We start from the raw sequence: 22639 nt of genomic DNA, 5'->3' as shown, positions 1-22639 counted from the left end.
TACCAGCCGGGCGCGGGGCCGCTCTTCGACCTCGGCCCCTACTACCTGACCTCGCTCGTCGCCCTGTTCGGCGGGGTGGCTCAGGTGGCCGCGGTGGCGGCACGCGCGCGTGCGGAACGCGTCGTCGGGTCGGGGCCGAAGGCGGGGCAGGTGTTCCCCGTCGACGTGCCGACCCATGTGGCCTCCCTCATCGGGTTCGCCTCCGGGGTGCGCGCCGCCTCGACGTTCAGCTTCGACTCCGCGCTGCGCCGCATCCGCTTCGAGATCACCGGGACCGACGGCACCCTCGATGTGCCCGACCCGAACACGTTCGGCGGCCCGTTGCGCGTACTGCCCCACGGCAGCGACGAGTGGCGCGAACTGCCGGTCCGCGGGCGGACGGACGGGCGCGGGCTCGGCGTGGTCGACATGGCGCGCGCCCTGCGCACGGGCGCCGCCCACCGGGCCTCCGGCGCGCTCGCCCTGCACGTCCTGCAGGCGATGACGGCGATCACGGACTCGGCGGCGCGCTCGGAGTTCCTGCCGCTCGCGACCCAGCTCGTCCCGCCGCAACCGCTCCCCGACGACTGGGACCCCGAGGAGCCGACCCTCGGCGGGTGAACCGGGCGAGGGCGCCCGGCCGGGACGAAGCGGAGGCGGCGCCACCTGATGACGGCCGGCCCGCGCGGTGAGACGTTGCGCACCCGGGAAGCACCGGGCCGTGGACGCCCGGGCCGACAGCGCCGCCCCGGCGGCATCAGGGGAGGGGGACTGCCATGACGAAGGAGTACAAGGGCGTCGTCTACGCGGAGAGCCAGAAGGAGGCCGAGGTCCTGCTGCTGGCCTTCTGCGACCGCATCGACTTCGCGCGGGAGTGGATCTCCGACGCGACCTGGCAGAACACGCTCGACATCGCGTGCAAGAAGGACACCGGCATCGACACCGCCGAGAAGGCCGTCCTCGGGGACCAGCAGGAGCGCCAGAACGCGACGCAGAAGGCGGCCCGGCAGGCGAAGATCGCCGGGGACGAGGAGGAGATCCTGGGCCAGATCGAGGGCGTCGACGCCTTCGACGAGCACGCCGTCCGGATCTTCCAGCAGGTGTGTGCCCAGTACGTCGGGGGCGGCGGCCTCAACATGACGTACGGCACGAAGCTCGGCCAGAGCCGCTACGACGACCTGTGCGGCCACTGGCGCCGGGTGGGCAAGATCGCGGCGGCGGCCGAGGGCAAGGTGTTCCGGGGCTTCGACTACCTGCCGGTCGAGAACAAGGAGCAGAAGGGCAAGGGCAGCACCGGAGACACCCTGGAGCGCCGCACCAAGCAGGGCAACTTCTTCGTCACGGTGGTCAACATCCGCTTCAACGTGCACATCAACATCAGCTAGCGCCGCGAAAGCGTCGGCCCGGCCCTGCGGTCGGGCGGAGGCGCCGTGCCGTCACGGCGCCTCCAGCTCCTCGATCGCCCGCGCGAGCCACTGCGTCCAGAAGGTCTCCAGGTCGATGCCCGCGCGCAGCACCACATGGCGCAGCCGGTCCTCGACGGCGTCCTTGCCCGGCGGGAAGTCCCGCCGTTCGATCTCCTCGTACTCGGCCAACTGCCGTCGGTGCAGGTCGAGATGGCGGTGCAGCTCGTCCTGGATGCCGTCCGTGCCGACGACCGCCGCGGCCCGCAGGCGCAGCAGGAGGGTGTCGCGCAGCGGCTTCGGGTCCTGTCTCTCGGCCGTCCAGCGGGCCAGTCCGGCGCGGCCCGCCGGCAGTACCTCGTACTCCTTCTTCTGCCCGCGCGTGGCCCCTTGCGGGGGCAGTGCGCGGATCGCCCCGTCGCGCTCCAGCCTGCCCAGCTCGCGGTAGATCTGCTGGTGCGTGGCCGACCAGAAGTAGCCGATCGACTTGTCGAACCTGCGGGTCAGTTCCAGGCCCGACGACGGCTTCTCGAGCAGGGCGGTGAGGATGGCGTGCGGGAGAGACATGGGGCAATCCTAGGGACGGCCCCGTACGGGCGAGGCTCTCTCAGAGCGCGGCGGCAAGCTCCGTGCCCTGCTTGATGGCGCGCTTGGCGTCCAGCTCGGCGGCGACGTCGGCGCCCCCGATGAGGTGGGCCGTGACGCCGGCGGCGACGAGCTCCTCGTACAGGTCGCGGCGCGGCTCCTGCCCGGAGCAGAGCACGACGGTGTCGACGGGGATCACGGACGACTCGCCGTCGACGGTCACGTGCAGGCCCGCGTCGTCGATCAGGTCGTAGGTGACGCCGGCGATCATGGCGACGCCGCGGTGGCGCAGTTCGGTGCGGTGGATCCAGCCGGTGGTCTTGCCGAGGCCCTTGCCGACCTTGGACGCCTTGCGCTGGAGCAGGTGGACGGTGCGCGGCGGGGTGGGCCGCTCGGGCTCCGTCAGACCGCCGCGCTCGCGGTAGTCCATGTCGACGCCCCACTGCCGGAAGTACGTCGCCGGGTCCAGGCTCGCCTTCTCGCCGCCGTCGGTGAGGAACTCGGCGACGTCGAAGCCGATGCCGCCGGCGCCGATGATCGCGACCCGCTCCCCCACCGGCGCGCCGTCGCGCAGCACGTCGAGGTAGCCGACGACGCTGGGGTGGTCGATGCCGGGGATCTCGGGGATACGGGGCGTGACGCCGGCGGCGACGATCACGTCGTCGTACCCGGCGCCGGCGAGCTCCTCGGCGGTGACGACGGAGTTCAACCGGACGTCGACGCCGCGCAGTTCGAGCTGGGTGCGGAAGTAGCGCAGGGTCTCGTCGAACTCCTCCTTGCCCGGGACCCTGCGGGCGACGTTCAGCTGCCCGCCGATCTCGGGGGCGGCGTCGAAGAGGGTGACGTCGTGGCCCCGCTCGGCGGCCGACACGGCGAAGCCGAGTCCCGCGGGCCCTGCGCCGACCACGGCGAGGCGCTTCTTGGCGCGGGTCGGCGAGAGCACGAGCTCGGTCTCGTGGCAGGCGCGCGGGTTCACCAGGCAGGAGGTGATCTGAAGGTTGAAGGTGTGGTCGAGGCAGGCCTGGTTGCAGCCGATGCAGGTATTGATGGCGTCGGCCTGCTCGGCCTTCGCCTTGGCGACGAAGTCGGGGTCGGCGAGCAGCGGGCGGGCCAGCGAGACCATGTCGGCGGCGCCGTCGGCGAGCAACTGCTCGGCGATCTCGGGGGTGTTGATGCGGTTGGTGGTGACGAGCGGGACGGAGACCTCGCCCATGACCTTCTTGGTGACGAAGGTGTACGCGCCGCGCGGCACCGAGGTCGCGATGGTGGGGATGCGCGCCTCGTGCCAGCCGATGCCGGTGTTGATGATCGTGGCACCCGCGGCCTCGATCTCCTTGGCGAGGTGGACGACCTCGTCGAGGGTCGAGCCACCGGGGACGAGGTCCAGCATGGAGAGGCGGTAGATGAGGATGAAGTCCGCGCCGACCCGCTCCCGGGTGCGCCGGACGATCTCGACGGGGAAGCGGATGCGGTTCTCGTAGGAGCCGCCCCAGCGGTCGGTGCGGGTGTTGGTGGGAGCGGCGATGAACTCGTTGATCAAGTAGCCCTCGGAGCCCATGACTTCGACGCCGTCGTACCCGGCGAGCTTCGCGAGCTCGGCGGCGCGCACGAAGTCCTCGATGGTCTGCTCGACCTCGTCGTCGGTGAGCTCGCGGGGCACGAAGGGGCTGATGGGCGCCTGGAGCGCGCTGGGGGCGACCAGCTTGTCGTGGTAGGCGTACCGCCCGAAGTGCAGGATCTGCATGGCGATCTTGCCGCCCTCGGCGTGCACGGCCGCCGTGACGGTCCGGTGCTCCGCGGCCTCCGCTTCGGTGGTCAGCTTGGCGCCGCCGTCCCAGGGGCGGCCCAGCTCGTTCGGTGCGATGCCGCCGGTGACGATGAGGCCGACGCCGCCGCGGGCGCGGGTCGCGTAGAACTCCGCCATCCGCTCGAAGCCGTTGGGGGCCTCTTCGAGGCCCACGTGCATGGAGCCCATCAGGACCCGGTTGGGCAGCGTGGTGAAGCCCAGGTCGAGCGGGTTCAGCAGGTTCGGGTATCGGCTCATGCGGCGCCTCCGTACGCGGTGTCTTCGGGAACAGTTGTAGACCAGCGCCACACCCTTATGCAACTAGTTGCATAAGGGTGTGACCGGCGACGCTCCGGCCGGCGCCCGGAGACCGCCATGCCCGAATCCCGGAAAGGGCCATGTCCGAAATCCGGAAAGCGCCATGTCCGAATCCCGCCAGCCGCGCTCGCGCGCGCGACGCAGACTGGTTCATGTCGGCACGAGAACGACCCAGCCGACCACGGATCACGGATCACGGATCACGGCACGACCGAGGAGAGTCCCATGACCGTCCACACGACGTTCGACAGCCCGCTGGGCGAGCTGCTGCTGGTGGGCGAGGAGTCGGCCACCGCCAAGGGCGGCACCGCGCTCGTCTCGCTGTCCATGCCGGGGCAGAAGGGCGCCGCCGTCGTCCGGGACGGCTGGACGCGCGACGACGCGGCCTTCGACGCGGTCACCGCGCAGCTGCGCGCGTACTTCGCCGGGAGCCTGACCCACTTCGACATCGAGTACGCCCCCGGGGCGGGCACCGCGTTCCAGCGCAGGGTCTGGGACGCCCTGGAAACGGTCCCGTACGGCACCACGACCACCTACGGGCGGCTCGCCGGGCAGCTGGGCCTCTCCCGGGTCGCGGTCCGCGCCCTGGGCTCCGCCATCGGACGCAACCCGCTGCTCGTGGTGCGCCCCTGCCACCGGGTGATCGGCGCCGACGGCTCCCTCACCGGATACGCGGGCGGCCTCGACAACAAGCGGCGGCTCCTGGACCTGGAGGCGGCATGACCACCACCACCCGGTCCGCGGGCGCGGCGGTCGACACCGCGGACTGGACGGCGCTCGCCGCCGAGCTCGACGCGCACGGCTGCGCGCTCACGCCGCGGCTCCTCGACCCGGCCGCGTGCCGGCGCATCGCCGCCCTGTACGACGACCTGACGCTGTTCCGCTCCACCGTCGACATGGCCAGGCACCGCTTCGGCTCCGGCCAGTACCGCTACTTCACCCACGACCTCCCCTCCGCCGTCGCCGAGCTGCGGGCCGCGCTCTACCCGCACCTGCTCGCCGTCGCCCGCGACTGGGCGGCCCGCCTCGGCCGCCCGGCGCCCTGGCCGGACTCCCTGGAGGAGTGGCTCGACCGGTGCCACGCGGCGGGCCAGACGAGGTCGGCCCAGATCCTGCTGCGCTACGAGGAGGGCGACTGGAACGCCCTGCACCGCGACCTCTTCGGCGACCTGGTCTTCCCGCTGCAGGTGGTCATCGGCCTGGACGAGCAGGGCCCCGACTACACGGGCGGCGAGTTCCTGCTCGTCGAACAGCGTCCCCGCGCACAGTCACGGGGCACGACGACGGTCCTCCCCCAGGGCCACGGCCTGATCTTCACCACCCGCGACCGCCCGGTCCGCTCCGCCCGCGGCTGGTCGGCCGCCCCGGTGCGCCACGGGGTGAGCACGGTGCGGTCGGGACTGCGGAGGTCGCTGGGCCTGGTCTTTCACGACGCGTCGTAGGCACCCCGCGCCGGCCGCTCGCGGGCCTACTCGAACCCGCCCACGCGCAGGGTGATGTTCACCCTGCCGGCGAGGCCGAGCTCCGGCGGCCCCGTGCCGGGGCGCACCCGCGGAACTCCGTGGTACGCGAGGCGGGACGCGCCGCCGAAGACCACCAGGTCGCCGATGCGCAGGTCCACGTCCGTGTACGGCCGCGTACGCGTCTCGGTGTTGCCGAAGCGGAAGACGCCCGTGTCGCCGAGGCTCAGCGACACCACGGGGGCGTCCGACTTCTCGTCGCTGTCGCGGTGCATGCCCATGCGCGCGTCCGCGTCGTAGAAGTTCACGAGGGCGATGTCGTACGGCTCCCCGGCCGGGTAGCCGGCCGCCCGCGCCGCCGTGCGGCCCAGCTCGGCGAGCCACGACGGCATCGGCTTCACCGGGGACCCGTCGCCGTCCACCACGGTGCTCGCGTACCCGTACGGATACCAGTGCCGGCCCAGGCAGAACTGGCGCGCCGTCATCGTCCCGCCCCCGGGCGTCCTGACCAGCCGCAGGCCCGCGGGCGGCCGGGCCCACTCGCGGCACGCGTCAAGGAGGCGCCGTTGCTCCTGCGGGGGCAGCCAGTCGGGCAGGTGCACCGCGCCCGGACCGAGCTCGGTCCGGGCGCGCGCGAACAGTTCGTCGGCCGGTGCCATGCCCCCTCCTCGTGTCGCGGTCGAGTGGTCGGATCAGAACGGCCAGGTCCAGTCGGCGACCTCCGGCAGGTCCGTGCCGTGTTCCCGGATCCAGGAGTGGTGGCGGGTGCGGGCGTCGGCCATCGCCTGGCGTACGGCCGTCGCGCGCACGGCCAGGCCCGGCACGCGGTCGATGACGTCCATGACGAGGCGGTAGCGGTCGAGGTCGTTGCGGACCACCATGTCGAACGGCGTGGTCGTCGTGCCCGCCTCCTTGTAGCCGCGCACGTGCAGGTGGGCGTGGCCGGTGCGGCGGTAGGCGAGGCGGTGGATCAGCCACGGGTAGCCGTGGTACGCGAAGATCACCGGCTTGTCCGGGGTGAACAGCGCGTCGAACTCGGAGGCGGACATCCCGTGCGGGTGTTCCTCCTGCGGCATCAGACGGGCGATGTCGACGACGTTGACGACGCGCACGGCCAGATCGGGCAGGTACTCGCGCAGCAGCGCCGCCGCGGCAAGGATCTCCTGGGTCGGCACGTCCCCGGCGCAGGCGAGGACGACGTCGGGCTCGCGGGAGCCGTCGTCGGTGCCTGCCCACTCCCAGGCGCCGGCGCCGCGCGCGCAGTGCGCCCGGGCCTCGTCGAGGGTGAGCCAGTCGAAGCAGGGCTGCTTGCCGGCGACGACGACGTTGACGTAGTCGCGGCTCTGCAGGACGTGCTCGGTGACGGAGAGCAGGGTGTTGGCGTCCGGCGGCAGGTACACCCGTACGACCTCGGGGCTCTTGTTGAGCACGTGGTCGACGAAGCCGGGGTCCTGGTGCGAGAAGCCGTTGTGGTCCTGGCGCCAGACGTGCGAGGTCAGCAGGTAGTTCAGGGACGGCACGGGCGCGCGCCAGGGCAGCGCGCGGGAGGTCTTCAGCCACTTGATGTGCTGGTTGACCATCGAGTCGATAATGTGGACGAACGCCTCGTAGCAGGAGAACAGGCCGTGCCGGCCGGTGAGGGTGTAGCCCTCCAGCCAGCCCTGGCAGAGGTGCTCGGAGAGGATCTCCATGACGCGGCCGTCGCGGGCGAGGTGCTCGTCGGTGGCGAGGGTGCGGGCCTGCCAGGCCTTGCCGGTCGCCTTGTAGAGCGCGCCGAGCCGGTTGGACTCGGTCTCGTCGGGGCCCACCACCCGGAAGTCGCGGCGCCCCGAGGTGTCCGCCATGACCTGCTCAAGCAGGTCACCGGCGACGCGGGTCGGCTCGTGCAGGGTGGTGCCGGGCTTGTCGACGGGGACCGCGAACCGCTCCAGGGACGGCACCGGCAGCGGACGGGTGAGCCGTCCGCCGTTGGCGTGCGGGGTGGCGCCGAGCCTGCGCTCGCCCTCAGGCACACAGGCCAGGACCTGCGGGGTCGGGCGGCCGTCCGCGTCGAAGAGGTCGCGCGGGCGGTACGAGAGGAGCCACTGCTCCAGTTGGGCCAGGTGCTCCGGGTTGTCCCGCACTCCGGCGAGGGGGACCTGGTGGGCGCGCCAGGTGCCCTCGACCGGCTCGCCGTCCACGGTCGCCGGACCGGTCCAGCCCTTGGGCGTGCGCAGGACGATCACGGGCCAGCGCGGGCGGCCCTGCGCCCCGTTGCTCCGGGCGGCCCGCTGGATGGCGGTGATGCGGTCGAGGGCCTGGTCCATGGCCTTGGCCATCGTCTGGTGGACCTTGCGCGGGTCGTCGCCGCCCACGTACAGGGGCTCGTGGCCGTACCCCCGCAGCAGCGCGTCGAGTTCGGCCTCGGGGAGCCGGGCCAGCACGGTGGGGTTGGCGATCTTGTAGCCGTTGAGGTGGAGGATCGGCAGGACGGCGCCGTCGTGCACGGGGTCGAGGAACTTGTTGGCGTGCCAGGAGCCGGCCAGCGGCCCGGTCTCGGCCTCGCCGTCGCCGATCACGCAGGCGACCAGCAGATCCGGGTTGTCGAACGCGGCTCCGTAGGCGTGCGCGAGGGAGTAGCCGAGCTCGCCGCCCTCGTGGATCGACCCGGGCGTCTCGGGTGCCACATGGCTCGGCACGCCGCCGGGGAAGGAGAACTGCCGGAACAGCTTCGCCATGCCCGCGGCGTCCCGTGTGATGTCCGGGTACACCTGCGTGTAGCTGCCCTCCAGCCATGCGTTGGCGAGGACCGCGGGGCCGCCGTGTCCGGGACCCCACACGCACAGGGTGTCCAGGTCACGTTCCTTGATGACGCGGTTGAGATGGGTGTGGACGAAGTTGAGGCCCGGCGAGGTGCCCCAGTGGCCGAGCAGCCGCGGCTTGATGTGCTCGGGTCGCAGCGGCTCGGTGAGCAGCGGATTGCTCATCAGGTAGATCTGACCGGCGGCCAGGTAGTTGGCGGCACGCCAGTGGGCGTCGAGCGCCGCCAGATGTTCCTTCGCCAGGGCTGCCACGGGCTTCTCTCCTCGCGGGGTTCGGGACGTACGACCGGTTCGGCGGTACGGCGGTGTACTGGCCGGGTTCCACGAGAGCGGCGGGTCAGTCGTACGGGAACGGCTCATGCGCGTCCAGCACATCAGCCGTGCGGGACGCGCGCCACCGGGAGGGGCGCGGGCGAGGAGGACGGGGCCCTTGCGGGCGCGCGCGTCCAGCACATCAGCCGTGCGGGACGCGCGCCACCGGGAGGGGCGCGGGCGAGGAGGACGGGGCCCTTGCGGGCGGCGCGTCAGTGGCCGCCCTTCACCGCCCGCAGGAGCACGAACTTCGGGTCGCTCGCCACGACCTCCGCGTTGCCGAAGAGCTTGCGGAGCTTGATGTGGTAGCCGAGGTGGCGGTTGCCGATGACCCACAGCTCGCCGCCGGGGCGCAGGGCGGCGCGGGCCCCGGAGAACATCCGGCGGGCCGTCACGTCGGTGGTGGCCTGGTGGCTGTGGAAGGGCGGGTTGTTCAGGACGAGGTCCACGGTGCCGGGCGGGACCGCCGCGAGGGCGTCGCCGGCCACGAAGTACGCATCGGCGTCCTCGACGGCGTTCGCCCGGAAGGTGGCCTCGGCGGAGGCGACCGCCTGGAAGGACTCGTCGATGAAGGTGACCGTGGCGTCGGGGTCGGTCACGGAGGCGGCGGTGCCGAGCACGCCGTTGCCGCAGCCCAGGTCGACGACGTGGGCCCCGCCGCGGGCGCGCGGCAGGTGCTTGAGGAAGAAGCGGGTCCCGATGTCGAGGCGGTCGGCGCAGAAGATGCCCGCGTGGTTGACGACGGTCAGGCCGGCGGCGGCGCCGGAGTCGGCGGGCAGCACGTAGCTGCCGGGCCAGGGGTTCGGGCCCGGCGCGCGCGCCGGGTCCGGCGTGCTGAAGATCAGGCGCGCCTTCTGCCGGGCCAGTGACGTCCTGGTCGGCCCGATGATCCGTTCGAAGAGTTCCAGGGTCGACGTGTGGATCTCGGTGACCATGCCGGTGCCCACGACGACGGTGCCCTCGTGCAGGGCCGGGGCCAGCCGGTGCAGCTGGTCCTCCAGGAGCGCCAGGCTCTTGGGTACGCGGACCAGCAGCACGTCGACGCGCTCGGGCGGGGCGTCCCGGGTGGTGCGGAGCCGGGCCGCGTCCGGCGCGTGGCCCGCCCGCGCGAGGTTGGCCCGGGTGGCCTGCTGGGCGAGGAAGGAGTCGGTGATCTGCACGGGCACGCGCGCGTGCCCGGCCAGAGCGGTGGTCAGCGCGCCCCACCGGTCGCCGACGACGATCACCGTGCCGGTGAGGGCGACGGCGTCCGCGCCCTCCTCCCCGGCGAGGTGGCGCAGCAGGTACGCGTCGGCGGCCGACCAGGCGCGCAGCTGATCGCGGGGGTCCTCCGGGAAGCGGGTGAGGTCGTACGCGCCCCATGACGTGCTCAAACGGTTCATCGTGCCCTCAGGCTAACGGAGCGCGGCCGGGCGGTGTCGGCTCGCCCGCCCGCCGTGAAGGTTCGTGCCCCGCTCGGGCGGATCGCTACGCTCGGCCGCATGATCGTATGGCTGAACGGAACCCACGGCGCGGGCAAGACGACGACCAGCCGCCTCGTGCAGCAACTGCTGCCGGATTCACGGGTGTTCGATGCCGAGAAGGTCGGCGAGACGCTCATGGACATCAAGCCGGGACTGCCGTGGACGGGCAACTTCCAGCACTGGCCGCCGTGGCGGCCGCTGGTCGTCGAGACGGCCCGGCACGTCCTCGACTACACCGGCGGCACTCTGGTGATCCCGATGACCGTCCTGGTCGAGGAGTACTGGCGGGAGATCAGCGCGGGCCTCGCCCAACACGCCATCCCTGTACGCCACTTCGTCCTCCACGCCGACCAGGAGACCCTGCGCGGCCGTATCGACGGGGACATCGTCCTCGGCCCCTCCGAGTTCCGCCACGCCTACCTCGAGCCCTACGCCGAGGCCGCCCGCACCTGGCTGCACGCCGAGGCGGAGGTCGTGGACACCACCCGTCTCAGTCCCGAACAGGCCGCGCAGCGCATCGCGGAGGCCGTCAAGAACTGAGGCGGCCTTCGCCCTCATCCGGGAAGCCACCCTCGGCCGGGAAGTCGTCCTCGGCCGGGAACACGGGGGTGGTGTCCGCTTCGTACGGCAGCGTGGAGATCGCGTCGGCGTACCCCCGCGCCAGCGCCTGACGTTGCCGCTCGACGTGCGGGTCCGCCGGGTGCGCGGCCAGCCTTGCCCGGTGTGCCTCGTGGCCGTCGGTGATCTGCGCCGCGACCGCCCGCCAGTCGGCGTCGTCCGGAGTGCGGATCAGTTCCACGGCCGCCGGTTCGGCGCCCTCCGCCAGGGCGGCCGCGGCCCGGTCGTGCCCGTCGAGCAGCAGCCAGCCGTCCAGAAAGGACACCCACCACAGCAGGACCGGGGCGAGGGTGCCGTCGCGGACGTGCTTGCGGTACGCCTTCACGCGCGGAGCGTCGGGCGCAGGGAGCGGGCGCAGCGGCAGCACGCCGTGCCAGCCACCGCCGCAGAGCAGTTCCAGGGTGGCGTCCGGCCACTCCTGGACGAGGTCGGAGCTCCAGATGCCGGGGGCGAAGCGGGCGCGCGGATGCAGCAGCCAGCGCCCGTGGTGCACCGGCCCCTGTGCGACTTCCTCAAGCCACCGCGCGTACAGGTGGGGCCAGTTGGGGCGGCCCCTCGTCGTCGCGGCGGACACGGGTGGCAGTACGGAGCGGTAGCCGGGGCGGCGGTCCAGCCGGAGGTCGCGGCAGCACCCCTCGCCCTGCGACCGGGCCCGGATCAGCGGCCGTTCGCCCTGCCGAAGGGCCCATTCGCGGTCTCCGGTGCGCTCGAACCGCAGTGGGGGCCGGACGCCCCGGACGCCGGTCACGGCCAGGACGAGCCCGCCGCCCGGCGCCGGTTCCCGCCTGCTGCGCCCGGTCGCCGTCATCGCTCCCGGCGCTCCCGGCCGGCGCGGGCCATGATGCCCGCCACCACCTCGGACTTGGCGTCGGCGTAGTTCTGCACGTACTCCCACGTCTGCCGGGACAGCGTGCGCTTGGTGTCGGCGTACAGTTCGCGGTCGCCGCGGTGCTCCCGGAGGCGGTCGCGGAAGAGCAGCATGCGCTCGGCCTCGGGGCAACCCGTCGACAGGACATGCAGGTTGGCCGTCTCGGCGCTCGGGTCGAGTGCGTGCTTGCGGAGCACGCGGTGCTCGTACCAGTCGGGCTCGCGGATCACGAGCTCGAAGCCGAGCGCCGCCAGGGCCGGTGCGTAGGAGCCCTCGTCGGCGGAGTCGGGGACGGTCAGCAGCATGTCGACGACCGGTTTCGCGGGGAGGCCCGGCACGGAGGTGGAGCCGACGTGCTCGATCTGGTGGGTGACGTGGCCGAGGCGCTCCCGTATCCGCGCCGCCTCACGCTCGAAGACGTCCGGCCAGCGCGGGTCGTACTCCCGCAGGGTGATCCGGCCGTCGAGCCTGGGCGCGGCGACCACGTGGGCCGCTTCGATCTCGTCGGCGGACATCGCGTCGTGCGGGGTGCTCCGGCCGGGCGGGGGCGGCTGCTCGCCTTCCTCGCCGGTCATGCCCGGGTGTCCTGCGTGTGCGGTGCGAACCAGGCCGGGCCCTCGGCCGCCATCGCCTGCTTGATCCGGAACAGCGAGAACTCGTGCAGGCGGGGCAGCGCGTCCACGTCGAACCACCCCACTTCGAGCGACTCGTCGTCGTTGACCTTGGCCTCGCCGCCGACCGCGCGGCAGCGCAGGGTGATGTCCATGTACTGGCAGTTGTCGCCGTTGTCGTACGTGACCGGTTCGAGCGCCTGCACCAGGACCACGCGCTCGGGGACGCAGTGCACCGCCGTCTCCTCGTACACCTCGCGCACCGCGCAATCCGCGGGCTGCTCCCCCGGCTCCGGGATGCCGCCGATCACCGACCACCGGCCGTTGTCGGAGCGCCGTCCGAGCAGCACCCTCCCGTCGTCGTCGAAGACGATGGCGGTGACTCCCGGGAGCCACAAGAGCTGTTGGCCGGCGTCGGCCCGGATCGCGCGGATGAAGTCAGGGGTAGCCATGCTCCGACCCTAACCGCGTGGTGCGGTCCGCCCGGCAGGGTCCCCGGTCATCCCCGCGCGGCCCGCCGTGCCCGCGCCGCCGACGTGAGGGCCCAGCCGAGGCCGCCCGCGGCGATCAGCACGAGGATGCCCTCGGGCAGTACGCCGAGCCGGGTGGCGGGCGTCCGCGAGGAGCGCAGCGGCACCTCCTCGACGAGCGAGTCGGCGGTGTACCAGGTCGTCTTCGCCCTGACCTTGCCGTCCGGCATGATCACGGCGCTGACGCCGCTGGTCACCGGGACGGCGACGGCACGGCTGTGTTCGACCGCGCGGATCCGGGACATGGCGAGCTGCTGGTAGGTCATCTCACTGCGGTCGAAGGTGGCGTTGTTGCTGGGCACCGAGATGATCTGCGCGCCGTGCGTGACGGTGTCGCGCACCGCCCAGTCGAAGGCGGCCTCGTAGCAGGTGGCGATGCCCACCCGGGTGCCGGCCATGGTGAAGACCCCGGGCTCGGTGCCGCGGCTGAAGTCCTGGCGCACCTTGTCGACGTCACTGCTGAACGCGCTGATGAGGGACCGCAGCGGGATGTACTCGCCGAAGGGCTGGATCTGCCGCTTGTCGTACGTGGCCGTGGGCCCCTTCTCCGGGTCCCACAGGATCTGTTCGTTGAACAGCTTGCCGTCCTCGGTCTCGACGACGCCGCCGACGGAGACCGGCGCCCCGATCGCCTTGACCGCGTCCTCGATGGCGACGCGCGCGTCGGGGTTGGTGAAGGGGTCGATGTCGGAGGAGTTCTCCGGCCACAGGACGAGGTCCGGGCGCTGCGCCTTGCCCGCCTTCACCTCGGCGGCGAGGCGTTCGGTCTCGCGCACGTGGTGGTCGAGGACCGCGCGGCGCTGTGCGTTGAAGCCGAGCCCCGCGCGCGGGACGTTGCCCTGGATGGCGGCGATGGTCGCGGTGCCGTCCTCCGCCTTGTCGCTGACGAGCGGCAGCGCGGCGAAGGCGCCGGCCACCGGTACGAGCACGCTGAGGGCCGCCACCGCTGCCGCGCCACGGCGTACGGTCCGGACGCCGTCCGCCGCGGGCTCACGTGCGGCGCGGATCAGGCGGACCACCTCGTACGTCCCGAAGCCGCAGAGGACGACGGCGAAGCCGAGCACCGGGGTGCCGCCGAGCGCGGCGAGCGGCAGGAAGACGCCGTCCGCCTGGCCGAAGGCGATCTTTCCCCAGGGGAAGCCGTGGAACGGCACACGCGCGCGTGCCGCCTCCCCCGCGATCCACAGGGCGGACGCCCACAGCGGATACCCGGGCAGCTTGGAGACGGCCGCGATGCCCGCCCCTACCAGGGCGACGAAGACCGCCTCGACGGCGGCGAGCGCGAGCCACGGGCCGGGGCCCACCTCGACGCCGGTCCAGACGAGGAGCGGCAGCAGGAAGCCGAGGCCGAAGAGGTAGCCGAGGCCGAGGCCCGCCTTCCAGGTCCGGCCGTGCAGACACCACGCGAGCAGCCCGAAGGCGGGGAGCGCCAGCCACCACAGGGTGCGGGGCGGGAAGCTGACGTAGAGCAGCACTCCGGAGAGGGCCGCCACGGCGGCGGGAGCGAACCGTCGCAGGACACGCAGGGCACGGCCGCCCTGCGGGGGCTGCGGATCCAGCTGATCCGGTTCGTCTACGGGAGTGGTGGTGGCGGTCACCCGGGGAGTGTACGGCGCGCCGTGTGAGCGCCGACAGCTCGGTCGGCGGGGAACGGCGCGGGCCGGGGCACGCCTCGTGCGCCGGATCGTTCCTGCACAACTGACCCCATTTGGGGGCGCCAGCGGTTAGCGTGTGGCGAGTCCCCGAGGCCCGGCCGGTGCACGCCACCGTGGAACGGTCCGTGCCGGCAGGGGCCCGTCATACACCGGGGGGCGACGGGGTGGGGTCAACGGGGACAGCTGTGTCGACCGGTCCTGCGGCGGGGGAGCTGCGGAGCGCGTCGGACGCCACGGGCGGGGCGCTGCTCGGCGGGTGTGCCGCCTGGGCGCTGATCACGGCGGGGGTGTACGGCGGCAGCCCCGAAGGGATGCTCCTGGCGGTGCTCGCCGTGGCCGCCGGCTTCGCGGGCGGGCGGATCTGTGGGGCGCTGCTCCCGGTCGCCGCACCCTGCGCCGGGGCCCTCGCTGGGCTCGGGCTCTCGGTGGCGGCGCCGCGTCCCGCGCTCGGTGCGCCGTCCGCGCTCGGCCACGCCGGTGCCACGGCCGGGTTGCTGATCCTGTCGGCGGGTGCGGCGTGCTGCGCGGCGTGGGCCACCGGTCGTCCGTCCGCTCGTCTCGCGCTGAGGCTCCTCGCCGCGGTGATCGCGGGGACGGCGGCGGTGCTGGGGTCGCCGGTCGGGTGCGCGGGCGCCCTCGTGGTGCTGCTCTGCTCGCTCGCGAGCGCCCGGCTGCGCGGCAGGACGTTCGGCATCGCCGGACTCGCCCTCGCGGCGGTGCTGGTCACCGGCGTCTCGGTGGCGGTGGCCGACGAAGCGCTGCCGGAGGGCCTCGCGGCTCCGCTGGAGGGCGGGCTCGGCCGGCATCGCGTACTGCTCTGGCAGGACGCGCTGAGCCTTGCGGAACGGAACCCGGCGACAGGGGTCGGGCCGGGGCGGTTCGGCGACGTCACCCCGGTGGTCGCCGAGGACGTCCCGGCGGACGGCAAGCCGCATTCGGCGCCGCTGCAGCAGGCCTCGGAGCAGGGGCTCGTCGGGGTGGGGCTGCTGGCGGGGGTGTACTGCTGGCTGTTGTACGCGCTGTGGCGTTCGCCCGGCTCCACGCAGGTCGTGCTGTCTGCGGGCGCGGCCCTGACGGGGTTGACGGCCGTGGCGGCGGTGGGCAACGCGCTGAGCGTGACGGTGGTGACGACGGGGGCGGGGCTGCTCGCGGGGATCGCGACGGCACGGCCGCTGGACGACGGGGTGCGGGGCGGGGACGGTCCGGCGTCACGCCCTCGTTGACCGGCGTCACGCCCTCAATGAGGGAGGGGGTCAATAAGGGAGGGGGCCGCCGCCCCGGTCAGGATCCGTTGCCGCCCTTGAGGCCCAGGCGGGCGCGGATCGCGCGTACGCCCGCCTCGGCGTTGTCGACCGTCACCGTGAACTTGTGGCCGTCGCCCAGGCTGATCACGAGGCCCTCGCCGCGCCGGACCACCACGGCGGTGCCCTTCTCGGGCCGCCAGCGGTAACCCCAGCCGCCCCACTGCCGGGGCGTGACGGCGGGCGCGAAGTCCGCGCCGACGACATGGGAGAGCGGAATGAGGCGGCGCGGCAGCCCCAGATGGCCGCAGCGCACTTCCAGCACCTCCTGGTCGACCTTCACGGCCACGTGGACGAAGGCGAGCGTCCCGAAGAGCATCAGGAGCCCGACCGCGATGCACCCGACGACGGACATCACCAGCGGGGCGATGCCCGACGTCCACATGGAGTCCACGGCGAGTTCGATGCCGAGCGCCACACAGGCGGCGCCTGCGCAGGCGAGGAGCCACTGGGCGCGGTTGGTCGCGCGTCCGGTCCAGACTTCCGGCGGGCTGTCGGATGCGGCCCGCTCACCTGGGGCTTGGTCCTTCATGGTTCGAGACTACTCAGATTCCGCCGCGAAGCCACCTCGTCGCGGAGAGTGACCACTACTCCGGGCGGGCCCTCATGCGCCGGGCCGTGGCGGGGGCGCCCCGGTGCGGCTATGACTCAGAGCGCCGGGCTGACCGCGGCGAGCAGACGTCCCTCCGCGTACGCGAGCGCGGCGGGCGGCAGCTGCTCCTCGCGGCCGCTGAGCAGGACGGTGAGGCCGGGCGCCGCCGCACCGACGTCCGTTCCCGCGAGCGCTCCGGTCCTGCGCAGCGCCTGGGCCGCCACCGCGCCGGCCGAGCCGTGCAGGACGAGCGGCGGCACGCCGGGCTGCTGGACGGCGGCGCGGATGCGTTCGGCGACGAGCTCGTAATGGGTGCAGCCCAGGACGACGGCCCTTACCTCAGGCGGCGTGAGGGCCGCGGCGGCGGCGATCGTCTCGTCGATGGCCTGCTCGTCCGCGTACTGCACGGCGTCGGCGAGGCCGGGGCAGGGCACCTCCGTGACGTCCACCCCGTGCGCGAAGTCAGCGATGAGCCCCCGCTGATAGGGGCTGCCGGTGGTGGCGGGGGTGGCCCAGATGGCGACGGGTCCGCCACCGGCGGCCGCGGGCTTGATCGCCGGGACGTTCCCGATGACCGGGATCCCGGGCTCCAGGACGGCCCGCAGCGCGGGCAGCGTGTGCACGGTCGCGGTGTTGCAGGCCACGATCAGCGCGTCGGGGTGGTGCTCGGCGGCGGCCTCGGCGACGGCGAGGGCGCGCTCGGTGAGGTCCTCGGGAGTGCGCGGTCCCCACGGCATGCCGTCCGGGTCCGACGAGAGCACGAGATCGGCGTCGGGCCGCAGGCGACGTACCGCGGCAGCCGCGGCGAGCAGTCCGATACCGGAGTCCATGAGCGCGATCTTCACCCGGTCACCATAGTCGATGGGCCCCACAGCACCCCTCCGGTGGGGCAGACTTCGGCGGATGAGCGCCGTTGCGTGGATCGCCGCCGGATCGCTTGCCGCGTGGCTGTGGCTGTTGGTGGGGCAGGGCTTCTTCTGGCGTACGGACGTCCGGCTGCCACCGCGCCGGGACCCCGCGGACTGGCCGCCGGTCTGCGTGGTCGTCCCGGCCCGGGACGAGGCGGAGGTCCTGCCGCTGAGCCTGCCCTCGCTGCTCGCCCAGGACTATCCGGGTCGGGCCGAGGTCTTCCTCGTCGACGACGGCAGCACCGACGGGACGGGTGAGCTGGCCCGCGCGCTGGCCGAGCGCCACGGCGGCCTGCCCCTCACCGTCGGCTCCCCCGGCGAGCCGCCCAGCGGCTGGACCGGCAAGCTCTGGGCGGTACGGCACGGCATCGGCCTGGCACGCGCGCGTGATCCCGAGTACCTGCTGCTCACCGACGCCGACATCGCCCACGAGCCGGACAGCCTGCGCCAGTTGGTGGCGGCGGCCCGGCACGGCGGCTACGACCTGGTCTCCCTGATGGCCCGGCTGCGGGTGGCGAGCGGGTGGGAGCGCCTGGTGGTCCCGGCGTTCGTGTACTTCTTCGCGCAGCTCTATCCCTTCCGGTGGATCGGCCGGAAGGGGTCGCGGACGGCCGCCGCGGCCGGGGGCTGTGTCCTGCTGCGTACGGACGCCGCCGAGCGCGCCCGGATCCCCGACGCCATCCGGCAGGCGGTGATCGACGACGTGGCGCTCGCCCGCGCGGTCAAGCGCGCGGGCGGCCACATCTGGCTGGGGCTCGCCGAACGCGTCGACAGCGTGCGCCCGTATCCGCGTCTCGCCGATCTGTGGCGGATGGTGTCGCGCAGCGCGTACGCCCAGTTGCGGCACCAGCCGCTGCTGCTCGCCGGCACGGTCGGCGGTCTCGTGCTGGTGTATCTCGCCCCGCCCGTCACGCTGATCGCGGGGCTCGCCACGGGGAGCGCGGCGGCCGCGGTGGCGGGTGGTCTCGCGTGGCTGGTGATGACCGGGACGTATCTGCCGATGCTGCGCTACTACCGGCAGCCGCTCTGGCTCGTGCTGTCGCTGCCGGCCACCGCGTTCCTGTACCTCCTGATGACCGTGGACTCGGCGGTGCAGCACTACCGGGGGCGGGGCGCGGCGTGGAAGGGGCGGACGTACGCCCGCCCCGACACCGCCTCGGCGGAGCCGTCGCCCGAGCAGCACTGAGCTGCGCTGTGCCGACCCGGGCGATACGGACCCGGATGGCACCGACCCGGGCAGTACCCGCGCGTCACTTCCTGCCGGGCGTCCAGTTCATGCCCCACCCGTAGGCGTGGTCGACGGTGCGCTGCGGGCTGACGCCGCGGTCCGGCACCAGGTAGCGGGCCTCGCGCTGGACGACGATGTCGCCGCCGTTGTTGGTGAGCAGGGCGAGCGCGCACACCGTCGACGGAACCGTGCACTCGTCGAGCGAGAAGTCGACCGGGGCGCCGTGCTGCGGCTGGAGCGTGACCGTGGCGTTGAGGTCGGCGAAGCTGCGCGCGCCCTCGTAGACGGTCACGAAGATGAGGATGCGGCGGAAGTCCTTGATGTGGTCGAGGTTGATGGTGAGGTTCTCGCCGGTGGCGACGGCGCCGGTCCGGTCATCGCCGTCGAGCAGGATGTACGGCGGCTGGTGCAGCGCCCCGAAGGCGTTGCCGAGCGCCTGGACGACTCCCTTGCGGCCGTCGGCGAGTTCGTAGAGGGCGCAGAGGTCGAGGTCGAGGTCGGCGTGCATGGCGACGGCCCTGCCGAGCTTGGCGCCCCACCCCTTGAACTGCTTGCGCACCTCCCAGTTGAGGTTGACCCGCATGCCTCCCGAGGTGCCGCCCTGCTTCATCAGGGAGACGGAAGGCGCGTCCTTCGTCAGGGTGACCTTGGTCAGACGTACGGGGGCGGCGGGGGCGCCAGGGGCGGCGGCTGCGGGAGGGGCTGCCGGGGCGGGTGGGGTCATCGGGGCGGGCGGGGCCGGAGGGGCGGGGGCGGCCTGAGCGGGGGGCGTCGCGGCGGAGACCGTGGGGGCCGCCTGCTGGGGCTCGTCCACCGTGATGCCGTAATCGGTGGCCAGCCCTTCGAGCCCGCTGCCGTACCCCTGTCCGACGGCGCGGAACTTCCACGCGCCCTGGCGCCGGTAGAGCTCGCCGAGGACGAACGCGGTCTCCACGGTCGCGTCGGAGCTGTCGTACCGCGCGAGTTCGGCGCCGTTCGCCGCGTCGAGGACGCGGATGTACAGGCCGGGGACCTGCCCGAAGGTGCCGCCGTCGGCCGACGCGGCGAGGACCACGGTCTCGATCTGCGGTTCCACGCGCGCGAGGTCGACGGTCAGCACGTCGCACACCCCGGCGTCCGAACGCTGCTTGCCCTCGTGCCGCACCGCCCCGGACGCGTGCCCGGGCTGGTTGTAAAAGACGAAGTCCGCGTCCGAGCGCACCTTTCCGGAAGCGGCCAGCAACAGCGCCGACGCGTCGGCGTCCGGTACTCCGGCGCCGGCACCCCATCCCAGTTCGATCCGTACCGCGGGTGCCGGTACGGGCACGTTCGATCCCTTAGGCATGGTCATGTCCGCCCCCATCACAAGTCGCCGCGTCCGGCGGGGTCGCTGTTCACGTTCGCGGCCAACCTATATCCGGACCGCGCGAAGGCCACTCCCGCCGGCGCCGGTCGCCTCCTCGGTCACGGGCTGCCGTCCGTGCCGGGGGACGACGGCGGTTGCGCGGACTCGGACGCGGACGACTCCTCCTGGGCCGACGAGGGGGGCCGCGTGGCCGGTGAGGAGGACGGTGCGGACGGTGAAGCGGACGAGGGCGGGCACGAGCTCGACGACGACGCACCGGCCGACCGCGAGGCGCAGGGCGGCGGAGTGCTCGTCGAGGACGACTCGTCGGGGGAAGCGGACGTGGGCGGCGGCGAGGAGGGGTCGGTCACCGGTGGCTTCGTCGTGGTGTCGCCGGTTCCCGTGTCGCCCTTGGGCCGTTCGAACCAGGCGCCGCTGTCCCGGTCGTACATGACGAACGTGTGCACGGCCTGGGTGGCGGCCGCCACGGCCACGACGTTCGACGACCGGTAGCCGGGCCACGCGTCGCCCGTCCGCTTCGGCGTGCCCTTCTGCGCGACGGGCGGCGTCAGCGGGTTGCCGCACGCGCAGCGCACCCGCGGCACGCCGCGGTCGTCGACCAGCACGGCGGTGCCCGCCTGCAGGACGGCCTGATAACTGGTGGACCGGCCGTCACGGAAGCCGTGGTTGGTCACGCGGGTGTCCCACCGCAGCTGTACGGGGGTGAGCGCACGCAAGTAGGCCGGGACGCCGGACGGTTCGACGTCGACGACGGAGGCGAACGCCTTGTTCTTCGCCGGGTCCTTCTGGAGCGCGTCGATCTGCTTCTCCACGTCGCAGCTGGCGACCTTCCGGGTCCCGCCGTAGAGGCCGGGCGCTCCGCCGTCGACGCCGCGCGTCACGTTGGCCGATGCCGAGGAGCTCGGGAAGGCGCTCGGGGACGGGGGCGTGGAGGCGTCGCGGGCCGTCGAGCCGGTGAAGGGGTCGGGCCCCGACTTGCCCGCGGGCTGGAGGAGGACCTCGCCGCCGGCCTGCGACGAGCCGTCGGGGCGGGTGAGGACGACGGTCAGCACCACCGCGGCCACCACCGCGGCGGCGATCGCCGCGATGCGGGGCACGGACTTCCACCACGGGCGGGACGGCCCTGGACTCGCACCGGAGCCCCCGTCCGGGCCCTCGGGCCCACCGCCACGGCCTCCGCCGCCGCCCGGACCGCCCGGGCCGCTCGGCGGACCACTGCCGGGAGGCGCTCCCGAGGGCCGCTCGCCTCCCGGCGGCGGCGTCGCGGGACCGGCGCGGGTCGCGCCCGCCTGGGTCTCGCCCGGCCCCGAGGGGCTCGGCTGTGAGGGGCCCGAGAGCGGACCCGAAGGGGGCCCCGTGGGGCGTCCTGACGACGGCGGCTCGACGCTCACGAACACTTCTTCCCTGCGTAGGGGGAACACGACGTACGGTTTTGTCCGTTACGCGCCTATTGTGTGCCTGGGTTTCCGGGGGCCCGCAAGCCGACGCGGTCGGCCCTCCCGACGGGCGGGCCGGTCCGGTGCTGCTTAGCGTGACAACGTGAGCGAGCAGACACCGCCCCGGCGGGCAGCGGCGCAACGCGCGGACCAGGGCCGACGGGCACCCCACGGCTGGCCCCATGCCGTGGTGGCCGTGCTCGCCCCGCTGGTGGTCATGGCGGTCGTCGCGGCGCTCGGCCTGTGGGCCGCGGGCGCCGCCGATCTGCCCGGCGGGGCGTTCCCGAGCGTCGTCGCGGCCGTCGTCGTCATGGCGGTCGGCGGCTCCGTGGGGCTCTCCGGTGACGCCGGGATGATCGCCGAGACGAACGCCGGGCTCTCCGTGCTCCCGCTCTCCGTGAGCCTCACCGGAGCCCTGACGCTTGCCGCCGGGTTCCTCCGGCCGCTGCGGCACCGGGCCGTCGCCGACGCGAAGGAGCTCGCGGGCTGGGCCGGCCGGATCGCCGCGCTGTGGGTCCTGCTGCTCGTCGGCCTCGGCCTGCTGGCCCGGCACCGCTTCGCCATCGGGCTCGGGGGCGGCCCCGCCGACGAGATCGGCGATCTTCTCGACTCCTCGCCGAAGGTCGGGTTCGAGACCGATGTGCCGCTGACCCTCCTCTTCGGACTGCTCTGGCTGGCCGGCGTCCTCGCCCTGGCCCTCGTCGTCTCGCGCGGGGCCCCGCTCCCCGCCCGCCTGCTGCGGTTCCAGGAGTCGGTGCGCCCCGCGGCCTTCGCGATGGTCGTCCTGCTCCTGTCGTACGTCGCCCTCGGGATCGTCATCGGGCTCGTCGTGGCGGTGACCCGGGGTCATGCCACCGAGACGTTCGCGGTGGTGCTGCTCGGGTTGCCCAACCTCGTCTGGCTCGCCTTCACGCTGGGGCTCGGCGCCTCGTGGGAGGGCCGCGTGGACGGACCGTTCGGGCTGCCCATGCCGCAGGTCCTCGATGAGGTACTGCGGACGCCGGACATCTCCACGCTCAGCCTGCACACCCTCGCTGACCACGACGGGCGGGTCTGGTGGCTGCTGGTCGTCGCGGCGCTCCTGGTGCTGGGTGCCGCGTTCCTGATGGCGGTCCGTTCCCCGGCGCGGATGCGGCTGTGGCAGCACGCCGTGCACATGGCGGTGGCGCTGGCCCTCACGGTCCTCGCCGTCTGTCTGCTCGCCGGTGTATCCGCCCACTACGGGCTCTCGCTCCTCGGCATCGGTGACCTCGGCGGCGGCCTGTCCGGCCTGGTGCGGCTGCGGCCCCAGTTGGGGAAGGCGCTGATCCTGGCCGTGGCCTGGGGACTGGTCACGGGCTTCCTCGGCGGCCTGCTCGCCCGGCGGGTCCACCGGCCCCGGCGGGTCCACCGGCGGGGCGAGGTGGAGAACGACCACGCCTGAGGGTGGGCCGGTTGGCG

Annotated in this window: 20 protein-coding genes and 1 pseudogene; 8 read left to right on the top strand and 13 right to left on the bottom strand. The window is 73.4% G+C overall.

Going from position 1 to position 22639, the window contains the following annotated elements:
- Positions 1-9: 9 nt before the first annotated feature.
- Both ACZ6CV_RS27770 and ACZ6CV_RS27765 read left to right on the top strand, forming a co-directional pair.
- Positions 10-600, top strand: a pseudogene (locus ACZ6CV_RS27770) (Gfo/Idh/MocA family protein); the annotation flags it as partial.
- 155 nt (positions 601-755) lie between these two features.
- Positions 756-1364 (top strand): hypothetical protein, encoded by a 609-nt coding sequence (locus ACZ6CV_RS27765; RefSeq protein WP_469253372.1) that lies wholly within the window; start codon positions 756-758, stop codon positions 1362-1364.
- Between the two features lie 51 nt (positions 1365-1415).
- On the opposite strand, the gene ACZ6CV_RS27760 is transcribed toward ACZ6CV_RS27765, so the two are convergent.
- Together ACZ6CV_RS27760 and ACZ6CV_RS27755 are read right to left on the bottom strand one after the other, a co-directional pair.
- Positions 1416-1949: a PadR family transcriptional regulator gene (locus tag ACZ6CV_RS27760; RefSeq protein WP_469253371.1), complete on the bottom strand. Its 534-nt coding sequence runs from the start codon at positions 1947-1949 to the stop codon at positions 1416-1418.
- A 40-nt stretch (positions 1950-1989) separates the two neighbouring features.
- On the bottom strand, positions 1990-4011 hold the full coding sequence (locus ACZ6CV_RS27755; RefSeq protein ID WP_469253370.1) for an oxidoreductase: 2022 nt from the start codon (positions 4009-4011) through the stop codon (positions 1990-1992).
- 285 nt (positions 4012-4296) lie between these two features.
- Here ACZ6CV_RS27755 and ACZ6CV_RS27750 point away from each other — a divergent pair, with 285 nt between their 5' ends.
- On the top strand, positions 4297-4794 hold the full coding sequence (locus ACZ6CV_RS27750) for a methylated-DNA--[protein]-cysteine S-methyltransferase (protein ID WP_469253369.1): 498 nt from the start codon (positions 4297-4299) through the stop codon (positions 4792-4794).
- Positions 4791-5513, top strand: a complete 723-nt coding sequence (locus ACZ6CV_RS27745; protein ID WP_469253368.1) for a 2OG-Fe(II) oxygenase — start codon at positions 4791-4793, stop codon at positions 5511-5513. The genes ACZ6CV_RS27750 and ACZ6CV_RS27745 overlap by 4 nt, the downstream gene beginning before the upstream one ends.
- Before the next feature lie 26 nt (positions 5514-5539).
- Here ACZ6CV_RS27745 and ACZ6CV_RS27740 read toward each other — a convergent pair whose 3' ends face one another.
- The 3 genes from ACZ6CV_RS27740 to ACZ6CV_RS27730 all read right to left on the bottom strand — a co-directional run bounded on the left by ACZ6CV_RS27740 (position 5540) and on the right by ACZ6CV_RS27730 (position 10026).
- Positions 5540-6190 (bottom strand): alpha-ketoglutarate-dependent dioxygenase AlkB family protein, encoded by a 651-nt coding sequence (locus tag ACZ6CV_RS27740; protein ID WP_469253367.1) that lies wholly within the window; start codon positions 6188-6190, stop codon positions 5540-5542.
- Between the two features lie 33 nt (positions 6191-6223).
- Positions 6224-8692: a phosphoketolase family protein gene (locus ACZ6CV_RS27735; RefSeq protein WP_469253366.1), complete on the bottom strand. Its 2469-nt coding sequence runs from the start codon at positions 8690-8692 to the stop codon at positions 6224-6226.
- 164 nt (positions 8693-8856) lie between these two features.
- Complete coding sequence (locus ACZ6CV_RS27730; protein ID WP_469253365.1) at positions 8857-10026, bottom strand: methyltransferase; 1170 nt, start codon at positions 10024-10026, stop codon at positions 8857-8859.
- A gap of 99 nt (positions 10027-10125) precedes the next feature.
- Here ACZ6CV_RS27730 and ACZ6CV_RS27725 point away from each other — a divergent pair, with 99 nt between their 5' ends.
- Positions 10126-10647, top strand: coding sequence for an AAA family ATPase (locus tag ACZ6CV_RS27725; RefSeq protein ID WP_469253364.1), 522 nt, complete (start codon positions 10126-10128; stop codon positions 10645-10647).
- Here the strand turns inward: ACZ6CV_RS27725 and ACZ6CV_RS27720 are convergent.
- The 4 genes from ACZ6CV_RS27720 to lnt are packed head-to-tail and all read right to left on the bottom strand — an operon-like array spanning position 10637 to position 14332.
- Positions 10637-11533, bottom strand: a complete 897-nt coding sequence (locus ACZ6CV_RS27720) for a hypothetical protein (RefSeq protein ID WP_469253363.1) — start codon at positions 11531-11533, stop codon at positions 10637-10639. The genes ACZ6CV_RS27725 and ACZ6CV_RS27720 overlap by 11 nt on opposite strands.
- Entirely contained in the window at positions 11530-12168 is a 639-nt protein-coding gene (locus tag ACZ6CV_RS27715; RefSeq protein ID WP_469253362.1) for a GrpB family protein, read from the bottom strand. The genes ACZ6CV_RS27720 and ACZ6CV_RS27715 overlap by 4 nt, the downstream gene beginning before the upstream one ends.
- A complete protein-coding gene (locus ACZ6CV_RS27710) occupies positions 12165-12656 on the bottom strand; it encodes an NUDIX hydrolase (RefSeq protein WP_469253361.1) in 492 nt (163 codons plus the stop codon). The genes ACZ6CV_RS27715 and ACZ6CV_RS27710 overlap by 4 nt, the downstream gene beginning before the upstream one ends.
- 47 nt (positions 12657-12703) lie before the next feature.
- Complete coding sequence (gene lnt / locus ACZ6CV_RS27705) at positions 12704-14332, bottom strand: apolipoprotein N-acyltransferase (protein WP_469253360.1); 1629 nt, start codon at positions 14330-14332, stop codon at positions 12704-12706.
- Between the two features lie 242 nt (positions 14333-14574).
- Here lnt and ACZ6CV_RS27700 point away from each other — a divergent pair, with 242 nt between their 5' ends.
- On the top strand, positions 14575-15612 hold the full coding sequence (locus ACZ6CV_RS27700) for an O-antigen ligase family protein (protein WP_469253359.1): 1038 nt from the start codon (positions 14575-14577) through the stop codon (positions 15610-15612).
- A 58-nt stretch (positions 15613-15670) separates the two neighbouring features.
- Here ACZ6CV_RS27700 and ACZ6CV_RS27695 read toward each other — a convergent pair whose 3' ends face one another.
- Together ACZ6CV_RS27695 and ACZ6CV_RS27690 are read right to left on the bottom strand one after the other, a co-directional pair.
- Positions 15671-16222, bottom strand: a complete 552-nt coding sequence (locus ACZ6CV_RS27695; protein WP_469253358.1) for a hypothetical protein — start codon at positions 16220-16222, stop codon at positions 15671-15673.
- Between the two features lie 116 nt (positions 16223-16338).
- A complete protein-coding gene (locus tag ACZ6CV_RS27690; protein ID WP_469253357.1) occupies positions 16339-17127 on the bottom strand; it encodes a glutamate racemase in 789 nt (262 codons plus the stop codon).
- 58 nt (positions 17128-17185) lie between these two features.
- On the opposite strand from ACZ6CV_RS27690, the gene ACZ6CV_RS27685 reads away from it, so the two are divergent.
- On the top strand, positions 17186-18376 hold the full coding sequence (locus ACZ6CV_RS27685; RefSeq protein ID WP_469253356.1) for a glycosyltransferase: 1191 nt from the start codon (positions 17186-17188) through the stop codon (positions 18374-18376).
- Between the two features lie 64 nt (positions 18377-18440).
- Here ACZ6CV_RS27685 and ACZ6CV_RS27680 read toward each other — a convergent pair whose 3' ends face one another.
- Both ACZ6CV_RS27680 and ACZ6CV_RS27675 read right to left on the bottom strand, forming a co-directional pair.
- Positions 18441-19748, bottom strand: a complete 1308-nt coding sequence (locus tag ACZ6CV_RS27680; RefSeq protein ID WP_469253355.1) for a TerD family protein — start codon at positions 19746-19748, stop codon at positions 18441-18443.
- Positions 19749-19861: 113 nt separating this feature from the next.
- A complete protein-coding gene (locus tag ACZ6CV_RS27675) occupies positions 19862-20860 on the bottom strand; it encodes a DUF6777 domain-containing protein (RefSeq protein WP_469253354.1) in 999 nt (332 codons plus the stop codon).
- Between the two features lie 442 nt (positions 20861-21302).
- Here ACZ6CV_RS27675 and ACZ6CV_RS27670 point away from each other — a divergent pair, with 442 nt between their 5' ends.
- On the top strand, positions 21303-22622 hold the full coding sequence (locus ACZ6CV_RS27670; protein ID WP_469253353.1) for a streptophobe family protein: 1320 nt from the start codon (positions 21303-21305) through the stop codon (positions 22620-22622).
- The last annotated feature ends 17 nt before the right edge of the window (positions 22623-22639 follow it).

The sequence above is a fragment of the Streptomyces sp. NPDC041713 genome (genome assembly GCF_055591085.1).
This window is presented reverse-complemented; position numbering and strand designations above follow the sequence as displayed.

Coding starts and splice junctions, on each gene's coding strand:
- ACZ6CV_RS27765 (WP_469253372.1), top strand. CDS start 756: ATGACGAAGGAGTACAAGGGCGTCGTCTACGCGGAGAGCCAGAAGGAG.
- ACZ6CV_RS27715 (WP_469253362.1), bottom strand. CDS start 12,168: ATGACCGGCGAGGAAGGCGAGCAGCCGCCCCCGCCCGGCCGGAGCACC.
- ACZ6CV_RS27745 (WP_469253368.1), top strand. CDS start 4,791: ATGACCACCACCACCCGGTCCGCGGGCGCGGCGGTCGACACCGCGGAC.
- ACZ6CV_RS27685 (WP_469253356.1), top strand. CDS start 17,186: ATGAGCGCCGTTGCGTGGATCGCCGCCGGATCGCTTGCCGCGTGGCTG.
- ACZ6CV_RS27730 (WP_469253365.1), bottom strand. CDS start 10,026: ATGAACCGTTTGAGCACGTCATGGGGCGCGTACGACCTCACCCGCTTC.
- ACZ6CV_RS27680 (WP_469253355.1), bottom strand. CDS start 19,748: ATGACCATGCCTAAGGGATCGAACGTGCCCGTACCGGCACCCGCGGTA.
- ACZ6CV_RS27735 (WP_469253366.1), bottom strand. CDS start 8,692: ATGAGCCGTTCCCGTACGACTGACCCGCCGCTCTCGTGGAACCCGGCC.
- ACZ6CV_RS27760 (WP_469253371.1), bottom strand. CDS start 1,949: ATGTCTCTCCCGCACGCCATCCTCACCGCCCTGCTCGAGAAGCCGTCG.
- ACZ6CV_RS27725 (WP_469253364.1), top strand. CDS start 10,126: ATGATCGTATGGCTGAACGGAACCCACGGCGCGGGCAAGACGACGACC.
- ACZ6CV_RS27750 (WP_469253369.1), top strand. CDS start 4,297: ATGACCGTCCACACGACGTTCGACAGCCCGCTGGGCGAGCTGCTGCTG.
- ACZ6CV_RS27755 (WP_469253370.1), bottom strand. CDS start 4,011: ATGAGCCGATACCCGAACCTGCTGAACCCGCTCGACCTGGGCTTCACC.
- ACZ6CV_RS27740 (WP_469253367.1), bottom strand. CDS start 6,190: ATGGCACCGGCCGACGAACTGTTCGCGCGCGCCCGGACCGAGCTCGGT.
- ACZ6CV_RS27695 (WP_469253358.1), bottom strand. CDS start 16,222: ATGAAGGACCAAGCCCCAGGTGAGCGGGCCGCATCCGACAGCCCGCCG.
- ACZ6CV_RS27710 (WP_469253361.1), bottom strand. CDS start 12,656: ATGGCTACCCCTGACTTCATCCGCGCGATCCGGGCCGACGCCGGCCAA.
- ACZ6CV_RS27720 (WP_469253363.1), bottom strand. CDS start 11,533: ATGACGGCGACCGGGCGCAGCAGGCGGGAACCGGCGCCGGGCGGCGGG.